General features: G+C 55.5%; 15 protein-coding genes. 8 read left to right on the forward strand and 7 right to left on the reverse strand.

Features of this window, described 5'->3' with window-relative positions; genetic code table 11:
- Positions 1-148: 148 nt before the first annotated feature.
- The 3 genes from BG910_RS10785 to BG910_RS10795 are packed head-to-tail and all read right to left on the reverse strand — an operon-like array spanning position 149 to position 3069.
- On the reverse strand, positions 149-1594 hold the full coding sequence (locus tag BG910_RS10785) for a LutB/LldF family L-lactate oxidation iron-sulfur protein (RefSeq protein ID WP_089036838.1): 1446 nt from the start codon (positions 1592-1594) through the stop codon (positions 149-151).
- A 3-nt stretch (positions 1595-1597) separates the two neighbouring features.
- Positions 1598-2293, reverse strand: a complete 696-nt coding sequence (locus tag BG910_RS10790; protein WP_089036839.1) for a LutC/YkgG family protein — start codon at positions 2291-2293, stop codon at positions 1598-1600.
- Positions 2290-3069: a (Fe-S)-binding protein gene (locus BG910_RS10795; protein ID WP_089036840.1), complete on the reverse strand. Its 780-nt coding sequence runs from the start codon at positions 3067-3069 to the stop codon at positions 2290-2292. The genes BG910_RS10790 and BG910_RS10795 overlap by 4 nt, the downstream gene beginning before the upstream one ends.
- An 820-nt stretch (positions 3070-3889) precedes the next feature.
- On the opposite strand from BG910_RS10795, the gene BG910_RS10800 reads away from it, so the two are divergent.
- The 4 genes from BG910_RS10800 to BG910_RS10815 all read left to right on the forward strand — a co-directional run bounded on the left by BG910_RS10800 (position 3890) and on the right by BG910_RS10815 (position 8499).
- Positions 3890-5308 (forward strand): MFS transporter, encoded by a 1419-nt coding sequence (locus tag BG910_RS10800; RefSeq protein ID WP_089036841.1) that lies wholly within the window; start codon positions 3890-3892, stop codon positions 5306-5308.
- Positions 5309-5376: 68 nt separating this feature from the next.
- Complete coding sequence (locus BG910_RS10805) at positions 5377-6912, forward strand: phospholipase D family protein (protein ID WP_089036842.1); 1536 nt, start codon at positions 5377-5379, stop codon at positions 6910-6912.
- Positions 6913-6942: 30 nt separating this feature from the next.
- Positions 6943-7482, forward strand: coding sequence for a C40 family peptidase (locus BG910_RS10810; protein ID WP_089036843.1), 540 nt, complete (start codon positions 6943-6945; stop codon positions 7480-7482).
- Between the two features lie 243 nt (positions 7483-7725).
- Positions 7726-8499, forward strand: a complete 774-nt coding sequence (locus BG910_RS10815) for an endonuclease/exonuclease/phosphatase family protein (RefSeq protein WP_089037246.1) — start codon at positions 7726-7728, stop codon at positions 8497-8499.
- A gap of 82 nt (positions 8500-8581) precedes the next feature.
- Here the strand turns inward: BG910_RS10815 and BG910_RS10820 are convergent, their stop codons facing one another.
- Together BG910_RS10820 and BG910_RS12620 are read right to left on the reverse strand one after the other, a co-directional pair.
- Positions 8582-9640 (reverse strand): NADP(H)-dependent aldo-keto reductase, encoded by a 1059-nt coding sequence (locus BG910_RS10820; RefSeq protein ID WP_089036844.1) that lies wholly within the window; start codon positions 9638-9640, stop codon positions 8582-8584.
- 69 nt (positions 9641-9709) lie between these two features.
- Positions 9710-10246, reverse strand: a complete 537-nt coding sequence (locus tag BG910_RS12620; protein WP_198344796.1) for a hypothetical protein — start codon at positions 10244-10246, stop codon at positions 9710-9712.
- A gap of 131 nt (positions 10247-10377) precedes the next feature.
- Here BG910_RS12620 and BG910_RS10830 point away from each other — a divergent pair, with 131 nt between their 5' ends.
- From BG910_RS10830 to BG910_RS10845, 4 genes are all read left to right on the forward strand, one after another.
- Positions 10378-10998: a LysE family transporter gene (locus BG910_RS10830; RefSeq protein ID WP_198344797.1), complete on the forward strand. Its 621-nt coding sequence runs from the start codon at positions 10378-10380 to the stop codon at positions 10996-10998.
- 220 nt (positions 10999-11218) lie between these two features.
- Positions 11219-11629 (forward strand): NfeD family protein, encoded by a 411-nt coding sequence (locus BG910_RS10835; protein ID WP_089036845.1) that lies wholly within the window; start codon positions 11219-11221, stop codon positions 11627-11629.
- A 16-nt stretch (positions 11630-11645) separates the two neighbouring features.
- Positions 11646-12611 (forward strand): SPFH domain-containing protein, encoded by a 966-nt coding sequence (locus BG910_RS10840; protein ID WP_089036846.1) that lies wholly within the window; start codon positions 11646-11648, stop codon positions 12609-12611.
- Between the two features lie 468 nt (positions 12612-13079).
- A complete protein-coding gene (locus BG910_RS10845; RefSeq protein ID WP_089036847.1) occupies positions 13080-13649 on the forward strand; it encodes a YbhB/YbcL family Raf kinase inhibitor-like protein in 570 nt (189 codons plus the stop codon).
- Positions 13650-13771: 122 nt separating this feature from the next.
- Here BG910_RS10845 and BG910_RS10850 read toward each other — a convergent pair whose 3' ends face one another.
- Entirely contained in the window at positions 13772-14353 is a 582-nt protein-coding gene (locus BG910_RS10850) for a helix-turn-helix transcriptional regulator (RefSeq protein ID WP_157694078.1), read from the reverse strand.
- A 349-nt stretch (positions 14354-14702) separates the two neighbouring features.
- Entirely contained in the window at positions 14703-15389 is a 687-nt protein-coding gene (locus BG910_RS10855) for an SIR2 family NAD-dependent protein deacylase (RefSeq protein WP_089036849.1), read from the reverse strand.
- Positions 15390-15503 lie beyond the last annotated feature (114 nt).

Genomic DNA, 15503 nt, shown 5'->3' on the forward strand with positions numbered 1-15503 from the left:
CTGGCAGCGGGGAGTATTGTCGCAAAAAGGGTTTGTTTCGTGAATATTGCTTTGAGAAAAGGTATGCAAATGCGGGATAACGATTGGGGTGTTTTGCGGCAGCGTAAAGGCCGTCTGAAAATTTCAGACGGCCTTTGGTTTGATGCTGTCAGTGTTGGCGCAGTTTTTCCGCCATCATTTCGTGCAGCGTTTTGGGTGCGGGTTTCATCGGCACGCGGTTATCCGTCCAGCCGAGCTGTTTGCTCGGGGTCAGGGCGCGGAATTTGGAAGCTGCCCAACCGAAGGCGCGGTAGGCTTTTTTGCCGCTGAAAATGCCGTTGAACGTGCGCCAGGCCATTTGTTCGCCGAACGTATGCGATGCGCCCTGTCCGCGGATCGGATGGGGAACGGTTTCGTTCGGGTCGCGTTGCGCTTCGACGCGCAGGCGCTGCATTTGTTCGGTAATCGGAATGCGCACGGGGCAGACTTCGACGCAGGCGCCGCACATAGTGCAGGCGGTCGGCAGATCGCGGGTGGCGTCCAAGCCCAAAAGGTGCGGGGAAATGATTTCGCCGATGGGGCCGGGGTAGGTCGTGCCGTAGGCTGCGCCGCCGATGCGGGTATAGACCGGACAGTGGTTCATACACGCGCCGCAGCGGATACATTGCAGGGTGCGGCGCATCTGTTCTTCGACATAGGCTTGGCTGCGGCCGTTGTCGAGCAGGACGAGGTGCATTTCCTGCGGGCCGTCAAGCTCGCCGCTGCGGCGAGGGCCGGTAATCATGTTGAAATAGGTGGTGATGTTTTGGCCGATGGCGGAACGCGGCAGCAGGCTGTACAGCGGCGGTACGTCAGACAGTTTGGCGACGACTTTTTCGATGCCGGTAATGGCGATATGGACGGGCGGAACGGTGGTCGAAAGACGGCCGTTGCCTTCGTTTTCAACCAGACACAGTGTACCGGTTTCGGCCACGGCGAAATTGACGCCGCTCATGCCGACGTCGGCGGTGCGGTAGATATCGCGCAGGGCTTGGCGGGCGAAGCCGGTGAGCGCGTCCACATCGTCGGTCAGCGGAGTGTTGAGGTTTTTGTGGAACAGCTCGCTGACTTGTTCTTTGGTTTTGTGAATCGCGGGCATCACGATGTGGGTCGGTTTTTCACCGGCCATCTGAACGATAAATTCGCCCAAATCGCTTTCCACGGCGCGGATGCCTTTGGCTTCCAAAAAGTGGTTCAGCTCGATTTCTTCACTGACCATGGATTTGCCTTTCACCATCAGTTTGCCGTTTTTGGCGGTGATGATGTTGTGGATGATGTTGCAGGCTTCGGCAGGGGTTTCCGCCCAATGGACTTTCACGCCCAGTTTGGTCAGGTTTTCTTCAAGCTGTTCCAAAAGCTGCGGCAGTTTGGAAAGGGAACGTTGGCGGACGTGTTCGCACAAATCGCGCAGGTTTTGCAGCTCTTCTTCGTTGGTCAGAACGGATTTGCGTTTGGTCATCAGCATGTCCATCGCGGTGCGCAGGCTTTTGCGCAGAGGCACGTCTTGCAGCGATGAAGCAGTGTTTTGTTTGAAGGTTTCCGGCTTCATGTGGAATTGAATGGTTTGCGTCGTCATGCGTCAGTCCTCCAAATCGGCGGGGGAAATGTGTTCGGGCAAAAGTGCCAATACGACCAAATCGCGCGGACCGTGTGCGCCGTAGGCGAGGGTAAGTTGGATGTCGGCGGTTTTGGAGGGGCCGGAAACCAAAATCACGTTGGTCGGCATGCCGTTTTCCACTAATTGTTCCCCCGCCATTGCATGATGAAATTCGTTGTACATCTTGGCCGCGTCAAACAGGCAGAAATGCACGGGCGGAACGAGGCTCAGGCTGCGCGGCTCGGCAGGCGAGGGCGAGAGCATGATGGTGCCGGTGCGGGCGATGCCGCAGCGGGAAGAAGTGAAACCGGCGTCGATGTCGCTGAAAAACTCGTTTTTCCATTCTTCGATGGCGCGGTCAAACGCGCGCGGCTTGATTTCGGTATCGGCCAAAGCCTGCTTGGCTTTTTTGCCGTGTTCGGTTTCCAGCGGCAGCAAGACGTTGCGCAAACCTTTTTCCTGCGCGACTTGGCGGAACACTTGCGGCCAGGTTTCTTCCGTTACCCAGAAAATCTCGGTTTTCACGCCGCGCATGGCGGTTGCCCAATGTTTCAGACGGCCTGCATCGCTTTTCCACGCCATTTCGTTGTCGTGGTAGTAACGCGCGGTATCGGGTTCGCTCATCGGGTAGGCGCCGGCCTTTTTCAGCTTGGTCAGAATATTGTCGCGCGCGCTCATGCTTTGCCTCCCATGCGTTCCAAAAGGAAAGTGGAAATGTGTTTCGGACGGGGCATATCCGGCTCGTCTTTGGCGATTTTGCCGCCGATGTTCAGCATACAGCCGCAGTCGGCGCTGATGATTTCGGTGGCTTGGGAGGCTTTGAGGGCGGCGACTTTGTCGGTCACCATGGCGCCGGAAATGTCGGGATGTTTGACGGAAAACGTGCCGCCGAAGCCGCAGCATTCGCTTTCGTGGTCGTGAACGATGCGCTCGACGTTTTCCATGCCGTCAATCAGCTGCCAGCCGCTCAAGTGGACGTTCATTTCGCGGCGCGCAGCGCAGGAAGTGTGAACGGCGACTTTGACGGGCGCGCCTTTGTTTTCGGGTTTGAAACCGATGGCGATGAGGAAATGGGTGAATTCGATGACGCGGTTGGCGATGTCGTTGGCCTGCTGTTCGTATTTGGTACCTTTAAACAGCTCGGGCCAATGGTGTTTCATCATGCCGCCGCAAGAGCCGGAAGGCACGACAATCGGCCAGTCTTGGGGAAACAGGTCGAGCTGCGCTTTGGCGACGTCGAAGGCTTCGTTGGGATGGCCGGAAGAGTAGGCGGGCTGGCCGCAGCAGCTCTGCCCCATCGGGAAATGGGTGTGGATGCCCTGCTTTTCGATGAGGGTCATGGCATCCATGCCGGCTTCGGGCATGAAAATGTCGAGGACGCAGGTGCCGAAGAAATAGGCATCGGTCGGAATCCGTTCATAACGGATGATTTCTGGTGGGGTTTTTGTGCTCATGGTGGTTCCGTTTCAGACTGCTCGGATTGTATTTATAAAAATTAAGTCGGTACTTTAAGTAATTGCCTGTAATGGGTCAAGCGCTATTGTTGAAAATAGTCCGAACGGCGGACGCGGATATGTCGGAAAATAGTGCGGATAAGGGTTTGAACGGGTAGAGCGGCACTGTGGCGGCTTTGTCGGACGGGTTGTTTGAAATCAAACAAAATACGTTTGGATTATGCGGAACGGTGTTGGGGCTGGGGTTATTTCAAACATTAAAAACATGGGCTTGAAGGCCGTCTGAAAAAGTTTCAGACGGCCTGAGCGTTTTGAAAAATTAAAGATAGCCGTTTGACGCTTCGGCTACGCTCAGCGCAAGTGCTTCAGTTACGCTCAATAAGTGCTTCGATGGTTGGTAAGTGTAATCGAACCACTACGCTCACCAGCCGAACTTTCACGGGCGTCATTCCTGCGCAGGCGGGAATCTGTGTTTGGTTTTCTGAAACTTTTTTTAAAACAAGATATTGCCTGTTTTAAAGCGTGGATTCCCGCCTGCGCGGGAATGACGGCGGCTGGGGGATGAACCGTTTCAGACGGCATCTGGGCGGGTGTTTTTTATAGTGAATTAAAATAAGAAAGATACAAGGAAGCAACGCGCAGACAGTACAGCAAGCCGCAGCCAACGAAGTAGATTTTTAATTCCTGCTGCACCCGCCCTTATGCCGTCTGAAAAAACCTACCGCCGTTTTTCGCGCTTTCAGACGGCCTTGCGCGGTTTGCGTTACAATATGCCGTACCGTCTGGAATATAAATGATTGATAAATAACGATTGCCGAGTATGGATAAGCCCGCCGTTACGCCGTCCCGCTGGCTGCCGCTTTTGCTGGCTGTGGCGATTTTTATGCAGATGCTGGATGCAACGATTTTAAACACCGCGCTGCCGGCGATTGCCGAAGATTTGCACGAATCGCCGCTGAACATGCAGCTTGCGGTGATTTCCTATGCGTTGACGGTGGCGCTTCTGATTCCTTTGAGCGGCTATCTGGCCGACCGCTTCGGCACGAAAAACGTGTTTCTCGGTTCGATTACGGTTTTTATGGCCGGTTCGCTGTTGTGTGCGGCGGCGGAAAACCTGCCCATGCTGGTGTTGGCGCGGGTGGTTCAGGGTGTGGGCGGGTCAATGCTTGTGCCTGTGCCGCGGCTGACGATTTTGCGCGTGTATGAAAAATCGCAACTGCTCAACGCCATCAATTACGCCGTGATGCCCGCGCTGATCGGGCCGGTGGTCGGGCCGCTGGCGGGCGGTTATCTGGTCGAATACGCGACGTGGCATTGGATTTTCCTGCTCAACATCCCCATCGGCTTGGCAGGGCTTCTGGTGGCGCGGCGGATTATGCCTGATGTGCGCGGCGAACGCGCTTCGCTGGATTTGAGAGGCTATCTGATGTTTGCTTCGGCGGCCTGTGCATTGACGCTGGCGGTGGAAACGGTGTCGCACACGCGTTCGGCGGTGTTTCCGCTTCTGCTCGCCGCTTCGGGCACGGGGCTGTTGTGGCTTTACTACCGCCATGCGCAGACGCATCCGGCGCCGATTTACGCGGGGCATCTGTTTAAAGTGCGCACCTACCGGCTCGGACTGGCGGGCAATCTGATCAGCCGCTTGGGCATCAGCTCGCTGCCGTTTCTGATGCCGCTTTTGTTTCAGGTGGCCTTCGGTTTCGGTGCGGGGCTGTCGGGCTGGCTTGTCGCGCCGGTTGCGTTCGCTTCGCTGTTGGTCAAACCATTTATCAAACCCGTGATGACGTGCTTCGGTTATCGCAAAGTCTTGATTTGGAACACGCGGCTTATGGCGGTTTTGATTATGTGTTTGGCGCTGCCCGACGGCGTGACGCCGCTTTGGGTGTGGATTGTGATGATGCTGGTGATGGGTGTGTGCAACTCGATACAGTTTTCCGCGATGAACACGCTGACAATCGCCGACCTGCGCCCCTACCAAACCGGCAGCGGCAACAGTCTGATGGCGGTTAACCAGCAGCTTGCCATCAGTTTAGGCATTGCGCTGGGCGCGATGATGCTCCAGCTTTGGCAGAAAACGCCTATAGGGCACGAAAACCTGCATGCCGCGTTCCAACTGACTTTTGTCTGCACCGGCCTGATTACCCTGCTTTCCGAACGGATTTTCGCCCGCCTGCATTTTTCAGACGGCCTCAACCTGACGGCAGGCGGGAAAAATAAGGTAAAATGCCGGCATCAATAAGGATAAAAACATTTTTTCAGACGGCTTGTGCAACTTTTCCGCTGCAATGCCGTCTGAAAAACACCATAATGAACATCAAGCACCTCATTCCCATCATGCTTCCCGCTTTTCTCTTGGGCTGCGCCGCCCTGCCGCCGCTGGAAGAACGCACAGAGAGCAGCTATCTCGACGTTCCCGACGCCCCGCGCTTGGAGGCTGTGCTGAAACCTGCCGGTAAGGCCGGTAAAGCCGATCCCGAAACTTCGGGCGTGTATCTGCTCAACGATGCGCACGAAGCCTTTGTCGCGCGTGCCGCGCTGATTGAAGCCGCCGACCACACGCTCGACATCCAATACTACATCTGGCACAACGACATTTCCGGCAAAATGCTGTTCAACCTGCTGCATCGTGCCGCCGAGCGCGGTGTGCGTGTGCGCCTTCTGCTCGACGACAACAACACCAACGGCCTCGACAATGTCCTGCTCGCGCTCGACAGCCATCCCAATATTGAAATCCGCCTGTTCAATCCTTTTGTCATGCGCAAATGGCGCGCACTCGGCTACATCACCGACTTCCCGCGCCTTAACCGGCGGATGCACAACAAAACCCTCACCGCCGACAACAAAGCCACCATTCTCGGCGGGCGCAACATCGGCGACGAATATTTCAAAGTCGGCAAAGATACCGTGTTCGCCGATTTGGACATCCTCGCCACCGGCCGCGTTGTTACCGAAGTTTCCGAAGATTTCGACCGCTATTGGGCCAGCCATTCTTCTTATAACGCCTCAAAAATCATCAAACGCGGCAGCGCCGAAAAAGGTTTCGAGCAGCTTGCCTACAGCGACGACGACCGCAACGGCGTGTTGGTGCACTACCGCAAAGAAGTCGAAAATTCAGCGCTTTACCGCGCCATGCAGCAAAACAATATCAAGTGGTTCAACGTCAAAACCCGCCTTATCAGCGACGATCCTGCCAAAGGGCTGAACCGAGACCGCCACAAACCCCCGATTTTCGACCGCCTGACCGAAGCGCTGCAAACGCCGAAAAAGAGCATGTATCTCGTGTCGCCGTATTTCGTGCCGACCAAATCGGGCATGAATGCGCTGGACAAAATCGTCAAAAGCGGTGTGGACGTCACCGTTTTTACCAATTCGCTGCAAGCCACCGACGTTGCCGCCGTCCATTCCGGTTATGTGAAATACCGCAAACCGCTGCTCAAATCGGGCATCAGCCTTTACGAATTGCAGCCCAACCACGCCGTGCCCAAAACTAAAAAAGACCGCGGCCTGACCGGCAGTTCCGCCACCAGCCTGCACGCCAAAACCTTTATCGTCGATAAAAAACGCATCTTCATCGGCTCGCTCAACCTCGACCCGCGCTCCGCCCGCCTCAACACTGAAATGGGCGTCGTCATCGAAAGCCCCGAAATCGCCGGCAGTATGCAGCGCACGCTGGAAAACACCACCCCCGAGTACGCCTACAAAGTCACCTTAGGCCGCCACAACCGCCTGCACTGGTACGACCCGCGCGACCGCAAAAACTACACCAAAGAGCCGGAAGCAAAATTCTGGAAACGGGTAACGGCAAGGGTGTTGTCATGGCTGCCGATTGAAGGGCTGTTGTAAGGCCGTCTGAAAAACCTAAGGAGAAGTTTTATGAAACCGATTGTTAAAATTCTACTGACCACCGCCGTTGCCGCCGCCTTAGCCGCCTGCGGCACGAGTGCGCCGCCGAATACCGCCAAAACCAAAAAACGCCACGCCGCCGTTGCCCGCAGCGTTCAGCCTGTGCGCATTACCCACATCGACCGCACCCAAGCCGAGCAGGAGCTGATGCTGCAAAGCATGGGCTTGGTCGGCACGCCTTATCGTTGGGGCGGCGGCAGCACCGAAGCCGGTTTCGACTGCAGCGGCATGATTCAGTTTGTCTATAAAAACGCCCTCGGTGTCAACCTGCCGCGCACCGCCCGCGACATGGCCGCCGCTTCGAAAAAAATCCCCGACAGCCGTCTGAAAGCCGGCGACTTGGTGTTTTTCAACACCGGCGGTTCGAGCCGCTATTCGCACGTCGGCCTCTACATCGGCAACGGCGAATTTATCCACGCGCCTTCAAGCGGTAAAACCGTGCAGACGGAAAAACTGTCTAAACCGTATTACGCGAAAAACTATCTGGGCGCGCATACATTTTTCTACTAGAAAAACCGGCCGTGTTTTTGGTGCGCAACAATACGGTACGGCGGCATTGCAGGCCGTCTGAAATTTTTGCTTTCAGACGGCATTCTGCTTGGCGTTTGTGTCCAAAGAACCGGTAAATGCAACATCAGGCTTCAGGCAGGGGCGGTTTTACACGGCGGCGGCAGGCAGCCGGTTTCCGAAGTGCTATACTGTAAACAAAAAGCAGACGGCGGAAACGCCGATAAACGAAAGGCACAACACATTATGTCTCCCGCTTCCGTTACCGTTACCTCCTACAATATGCACAAAGGCATGTCCGCACTCAACCGGAAAGTGCAGCTCGACAGCATGGCAGAAGCCTTGCAGGATTTGAATTCGGACGTATTGCTTCTTCAGGAAGTGCAAGGCCGCCACGCTGCGCGCAGCAACCGTATCGACGGCTTTCCCAGCCTGCCTCATTACGACGTATTGGGCGAAAAGCTCTCGTTTCACCGCAGTTACGGCAAAAACGCGGTCTATCCCGAACGCCACCACGGCAATGCCGTTCTCAGCCATATGCCGATCGACACGCGCCACAACCTCGACATCAGCGTCAACCGCCTTGAGCAGCGCGGCGTTTTGCATTGCGAAGTATTGCCCGAGGGCTGGGAGGTGCCGTTGGTCTGTCTCTGCGCCCACCTTAATTTGCGCGAACCCGACCGTCTCAAGCAGTATCAGGCAATTTCCGAATACGTCGAACGCCATGTTTCTCCTGACAGTCCGCTGATTATTGCCGGCGATTTCAACGACTGGCGGGAAAAGTCGGCGCAGTCGCTTGGCAGGGAGCTGAACCTTGACGAAGCCTTTGTCGATGCCGGCGGCAGGCGTCCGAAGACTTTTCCTGCGCGTCTGCCCGTACTCAGCCTCGACCGCGTTTATACCCGCAATCTGGATGTGGTAGAACGCAAAGTCCACAGCAGCCGGCGCTGGCAGCAGCTTTCCGACCATCTGCCTCTGAGCGTAAAAGTCAGACCGAAACTGCCGCAACGCAAAGGCTGACGAATCAGGAAAAAGGCCGCCTGAACAATATCCGGTATTGTTCAGGCGGCCTTTTCCGTATCTCGGATCGTTTGGAAACTGTTTAAGGGCAGGGATTGCTGATTTCGGCGTGAACGGCGTCGATCGCAGCCAAAACGTCGGCGGAAAGGATAACTTCCGCACTGGCAATGTTTTCGGCGAGCTGTTCCAACGAGGTGGCGCCGATGATGTTGCTGGCGACAAACGGACGGCCGTTGACAAAGGCAAGCGCCAAGGCGGTCAGGCTTAATCCTGCTTCTTCGGCGATTTGGGCGTAGCGCTCGACGGCGGCGAAACCTTGGGGTTTGTTGTAGCGCCGGAAGCGGCTGAACAGCGCCAAACGGCTGCCTTCGGGCATGGCGCCGTGGCGGTATTTGCCGGTAAGGACGCCGAAAGCGAGCGGGGAGTAGGCCAAAAGGGGCAGGTTTTCGCGCAGGGAAATTTCGCTCAATCCCACTTCGTAACTGCGGTTGAGCAGGCTGTACGGGTTTTGGATGCTGGCAACGCGGGCGGTTTCGGGGCGCTTTTGGTGTTGGGCGAGGTATTGCATCACACCCCACGGCGTTTCGTTGGAGAGGCCGAAGGCGCGGATTTTTCCCTGTCTGACCAGTTCGTTCAGCGCGTCTGTGATTTCTTCAAACGGGGTAAATGTTTCGTTTTCGGGCAGTTTGTCTATGCCGAGCCTGCCGAAATAGTTGGCTTGGCGTTCCGGCCAGTGCAGTTGGTACAAATCGAGATAATCGGTGTTGAGGCGCTTGAGACTGGCTTCGCAGGCTTCGAAAATCTGGGCGCGGGAAAAGTCGTTGCCGTTGCGGATATAGGGGTCCAGTCCGTTGGCGTTGTTGGCGGTGGGACCGGCGATTTTGCTGGCCAAGACGAAATCGTCGCGTTTGCCGCGCGCTTTAATCCATGAGCCGATGTAGCGTTCGGTGGTGGCGTAGGTTTCTTTGCGCGGGGGAACGGGATACATCTCGGCGGTGTCGATGAAATTGACGCCGTGGGCGAGGGCGTAGTCGAGCTGCTGATGTGCTTCTGCTTCGGTGTTTTGTTCGCCCCAAGTCATGGTGCCGAGGCAGATTTTGCTGACTTGGATGCCGGTGGTGCCTAAGGTGCGCTGTTCCATAGTTTTCTCCTTTCAAACAGTGGGAACGGTTTTTCAGACGGCCTTTATTGCTTTGAGGCTGTCTGAAAATCAGTAGTGGCGGCGGCGGAAATAAAACACGCCTTCGCTGTCGGCTTCTAAAATATAGCGGCCGTTTTGCACGGCGGCATAGCCGGATTTGTCGGCCTGATAGGGTTGCAGGGCGGCGTGGCCGATGAGGTAGGCGGTCAGCTCGGGCGCGTTGTCGGCGATGTTGGCGGCGAACTGTTTAAACAGGGTTTCGCAAACACCGTTTTTCGTCCAGCCGACGGGTTTGCCGGCGGCGTCGCTTTCCATACATTTGCTGCGTATGCCCTCCAAGTCGTTGGTATGGCTGCCGATGAGTTCGACGGCGTTGCCTTCGGCCAAGCCTTCAATCGGGCGGACGATCTGCGGTTTGCCGTCGTTGGTTTTGCCTGTTTTACCTGCGCCGAGCTTGAGGCCGTTGACGGCGGTTTGAGCGATAAATTTTACTTTAAACAAAGGCTTGGGTGCTTTTCCAACGGCTGCGGCGGCATCGTTTTTCGGTTCGGACTGACCGCAGGCGGCAAGTAGGGCGGCGGTCAGCAGGAGTGCGGTTTTTTTCATCGTTTCAATCCTAATGGCTTGGAAAAACGGTGTTATTATAGCCCAAGCGTTTTTCGATGGATATTTGCCGCCGGCGCGCGGCGACCTTTTTTTCAGACGGCCCCTGTAAACGGCGTGGATTTCATAACCTTATGATTTTTAACATTATTGTTTTGCATCTGCTCGGCATGATGAGCCCGGGACCGGATTTTTTCTTTATCATGCGCACCGCCGCGCAGCAGGGGCGCACACACGCGCTTTGGGCGGTGGCCGGGATTGTTACGGGCGTGATGTTTTGGGCGTGCGCCACCATGCTCGGGCTGGCGGTGTTGTTCAGGCATTTTCCGGCGGTGGAGTCGGTTTTGATGTGTTTGGGCGGAGGCTATCTGATGTATTTGGGCTGGAAAATGGCGCGGGTGCGCGACAGCATCAGTTTTGCGGATATGGATGCGGTTGCCGTGCCGTCTGAAAAACAGCCGCAGCGTTTGGCGAAAAAAGCGCTTTTGGTCAATCTTTCCAACCCGAAAATCGCGGTTTATTTCGGCAGCGTGATGTCGGCTGTATTGGCGGATATTCAGGAAACTTGGCAGTTTGCCGGCGTTTTGCTGCTGATTCTGACGGAAACGGTATTGTATTTTTCTGCGGTAGCGCTGCTGTTTTCCGGCGGCGCGGTCAAGCGGTTTTACAGCCGTTACAGCCGCCTGCTCGATAATCTTTCGGGCTTGTTTTTCTTGGGTTTCGGCGTATATTTGATTTATCGGGCCGTGTTTTGATTCAGGCCGTCTGAAAACAGCTTGATTTTTCAGACGGCCATATCATCATAGTGAAATAAAATAAGAAAGACACAAGGCGGCAAGGCGCAGACAGTACGGGTAGTACGGGACAGACGAACTTGGCGCTTCGGCGCCTTAGTGAATCGTCCTCTTTGAGCTCAGCCGCAGCCAACGAAGTAGATTTCTTATTTTAATTCACTATAAAGAGAAAGGAGTGCTCATGGCTTACTGGTTTGCCGCTGCGGCGGCGGTGCTGGTGTTGGAGCTGTTTGCCGGCACGGTTTATCTGATGGTTGTCAGCGCCGCGCTGTTTGGCGCGGGCTTGGTGCAGGGGCTGGGCGGCAGCATTTCGGCTTCGGTTTTGACCGCCGCCGTTTTGTCGGCTGTCGGCATCTGGCTGGCAAACGGTTGGTTGCGCCGCCGCCGCGCGGAAGCGGAAACCGCCGCCGATGATTTGGACATCGGCCAAACCGTGCAGATTCTGCGCCGCCTGCACGGCGATATGTACGAAGTCGCCTACCGCGGCACGCATTGGCAGGCGCAGGCGCAGAACCAAGCGGCTGCTGCCGAGCCGCAAACTGCCGTGATTGCCGGTAAAAACGGTAATATCTTGTTGATTTACTTACATTAAATCAAAAGGAAAAAATATGGAATTTTTATACAGTTTCCCCGTATTACTTTTAATCGTCGTGGTCGTGTTCGGCTTCAAATCGTTTGTCGTCGTGCCGCAGCAGGAAGCCTATATCGTTGAAAGATTGGGACGTTTTCACAAAATCCTCAATCCGGGCCTGAGCATTCTGATTCCGTTTATCGACCGCGTGGCCTACAAACACACGCTCAAAGAAATCCCGATGGACGTGCCCAGCCAAGTCTGTATCACGCGCGACAACACCCAGCTTACCGTTGACGGCATCATCTATTTCCAAGTTACCGACCCCAAACTTGCTTCTTACGGCTCGAGCAATTTCGTGATGGCGATTACCCAGCTTGCCCAAACCACGCTGCGTTCGGTCATCGGCCGCATGGAGTTGGACAAAACTTTTGAAGAGCGCGACGAGATCAACAGCATCGTCGTTTCCGCCTTGGACGAAGCCGCCGTATCGTGGGGTGTGAAAGTTTTGCGTTACGAAATCAAAGATTTGGTGCCGCCGCAGGAAATTTTGCGCGCCATGCAGGCGCAGATTACCGCCGAACGTGAAAAACGCGCCCGTATCGCCGAATCCGAAGGCCGCAAAATCGAACAAATCAATCTTGCCAGCGGTCAGCGCGAAGCGGAAATCCAGCAGTCGGAAGGCGAAGCGCAGGCCGCAATCAATGCATCCAACGGCGACAAAATCGCCCGCATCAACCGCGCACAAGGCGAAGCCGAAGCCCTGCGCCTGGTTGCCGAAGCCAATGCCGACGCCATCCGCAAAATCGCCGACGCTCTGCAAACCCCGGGCGGCAACGAGGCGGTCAACCTGAAAGTGGCGGAACAATACGTCGAAGCGTTCGGCAAATTGGCCAAAGAAAACAATACCCTGATTATGCCGGCCAACGTCGCCGACATCGGCAGCCTGGTTTCGGCGGGCTTGAAAATTGTGGAAGGAAACAAAGGGGTAGCGGCGAAATAGAGAACCGTTTAACCGCTTTGTTTGGTAGGTATTGAGGCCGTCTGAAAAATAATTTTCAGACGGCCTCGATTTGTTTGTAATGGGCGAAAGCGGTTTGCAGGTGAAAATTAAAATACATCTGTTTAGAGGCCGTCTGAAACGGTTGCCCCTCAACCGACGTCATTCCCGCGCAGGCGGGGAACCAGGGTTAAAAACAGGCAATATCCTGTTTTAACACAGTTTCAGAAAATCAAACGTGGTTCCCGCCTGTGCGGGAATGACGTCTGTGAAAGATCTGGTGCTGAGCATAGTCGAAGTGTCAGACGGCCATTTTGATTTTCATAAAGGTCTCAGCCGTTAGGCAGGCGCAAAGTCTCAGGCCGTCTGAAACGCTAAAACCCGACAGAAAATGAGCGAATCGGCACACTTTTGTTAACTTCCACCGCCTATACTGGTTTCCCATTCACGATTCACATTAAGGAAAATACGATGAAAAAACTGTTGGCATTGGGTTTGCTGGCCGCTTCTACCGCTGCGCTGGCGCAGGGAAAATTCAGCTTGTCGGTTGATAATTTGGCAAAAAACGGCAAGTTTAAAAAAGAACAGGTTTTGAGCGCGCCTTACGGCTTCGGTTGCGACGGCGGCAATCAGTCGCCTGCGCTGTCGTGGAAAAATCCGCCCAAAGGCACGAAAAGTTTTGTGTTAACCGTACACGATAAAGATGCGCCGACGGGCTTGGGTTGGATGCACTGGGTGGTGGCGAACATTCCCGCCGATGCGCGCTCGCTGCCGGCGAATATCGGCGCGAAAGATGAAAATCTGCCCAAAGGTGCGTTGCAGACGCGTACGGATTTCGGCGTGCCGGGTTATGGCGGCGCGTGTCCGCCCAAGGGCGAAGTGCATCGTTATGAGTTCAAACTCACGGCTTTGAAGGTGGACAAACTGCCGAACGTCGGCGCGGATGCAACGCCTGCGCTGGTTGGTTTTTTCACGAAGGCCAATGCTCTTGGCGAGGCGAAATTTGTTGTGAAAACAGGCCGTTATAGTGAAATAAAATAAGTAAAGATACGAGGCGGCAAGGCGCGGACAGTACGGGTAGTACGGGACAGATGAACTTGGCGCTTCAGCGCCTTAGCGAATCGTCCTCTTTGAGCCCGGCCGCTGTCAACGAAGTAGATTTTTTATTTTAATTCACTATAAAACGGGGATTTACCGCTTTCGCTCTGGATGGTGCCGTCTGAACGGACTTCAGACGGCAATACGCCGAAGCGTTCTTTAAACCGCGCGGTAAAGCGCGACGGGCTTTGATAGCCGACTTCGTAGGCGATTTGCGACACCGGTTTTCCGCTTACCTGCAACAGCGTCAGCGCGCGCATCATGCGCACGTCGGCGAGCAGGCGGCGGAAGCCGGTGTTTTTTTGCGCCAGATGCCGTCTGAATGTGGCGACGCTCATGGAAAACTGCGCCGCCATGTCGTTTTCCTGCCAGTTTTTCGCGGTATCGGCGGCGATCATTTTCCTGACACGGTGGGTCAGGTCGGGTTCGCTGTGCGCGGCAAACACGCAGCCGGCCTCGGCCAGCCAGGCCAAAACTTCTTCCAAACGCGCTTGTGCCGCGGCTTGGGGGATCGGAGTTTCCGATGCGGCTTTCAGGCGCGCAAATGCTTCGTTTAAGCCTGTGCCGTCTGAAATCGGGCGAATGTCGGCCAGATTTGCCCGCCAGTCCGTGACGTTCGCAAAAGGCGTTGATCTGTTCCTGCTCAAACACGATCCATTCGCTGCGGAAGATTCCGCTGCCTTCATCGGGTTTGTTCAACACGTCAAATGTCTGCCCGCCGGCAACGGCTGCGAATCCTCCGGCCGGAATGTGCAGCTCTCCGCCCGCCCGGCGCAGCGTTTTTCCGCCTTCGCACACGCGAAAGAGCATGGGTAGCGGGAAAGACATTTTGGTAAACAGCAGTTTGTGGATCTGGCGGACGCTGCCGCTGCGGACAATGGCGTAATCGGGCGAGATGCGGCGTTGGGGCATGATGGAAACGGTTTGAAAAAGAAGGGGTTAATTATAAGCGAAAGCGCAAGATATAAGGCCGTCTGAAACTTCAGACGGCCTTCTTTATTTTTCTGCCTGAGAAATCAGGTATTCCACCAGTTTCGGCACGCCTTCGGCGGCGCGCTTGGGGATGACTTCGACATCGGCGCCAACGCCCTGCGGGTTGGGATCGACCAGATAGCGGCTGGCGTGGGGCGGGGCGTAGTGGATAAGGGAAGCGGCGGGATAAACCTGCATGGACGTGCCGATGACGACGACGGTGTCGGCGTCGCGCATGGCTTCGGCAGCTTCGGGAAAGGCAGGGACTTCTTCGCCGAAAAAGACGATGTGCGGGCGCATGGGGGCGCCGGTTTTGCTGCGGATGGCGTCGGTTTGATCGCCGGTGAACGGGATGATTTCGGTTTCGTCGTCGGTGCTGCGCAGTTTGTTCAATTCGCCGTGAAGGTGTAAGACTTTGCTGCTGCCGGCGCGTTCGTGCAGGTCGTCGACGTTTTGGGTGATGATTTGGACGCGGTAGTATTTTTCCAGACCGACCAATGCTTTATGTGCGGCGTTGGGCACGGCGGCATTGGCTTGGCGGCGGCGTTGGTTGTAAAACCCGATGACTTGGCGGGGATTGTGGGCGAGCGCTTCGGGGGTGCAGACTTCGCTGACTTTGTAACCCTCCCAAAGCCCGCCTGCGTCGCGGAAGGTTTGCAGACCGCTGTCGGCGCTGATGCCGGCGCCGGTGAGGATGAGGCATTTTTTCATGGGGTTCCTTGTGGGACGAACTACTGTTTGGAATGAATCTTTGAGGCCGTCTGAAAGTTTGAAACGCTGATAATTTCAGCATTTTCAACTTGGCTTGGATTCAAAAACTGCAAC

This window comes from Neisseria chenwenguii, assembly GCF_002216145.1.
Taxonomy (GTDB): Bacteria; Pseudomonadota; Gammaproteobacteria; order Burkholderiales; family Neisseriaceae; genus Neisseria; species Neisseria chenwenguii.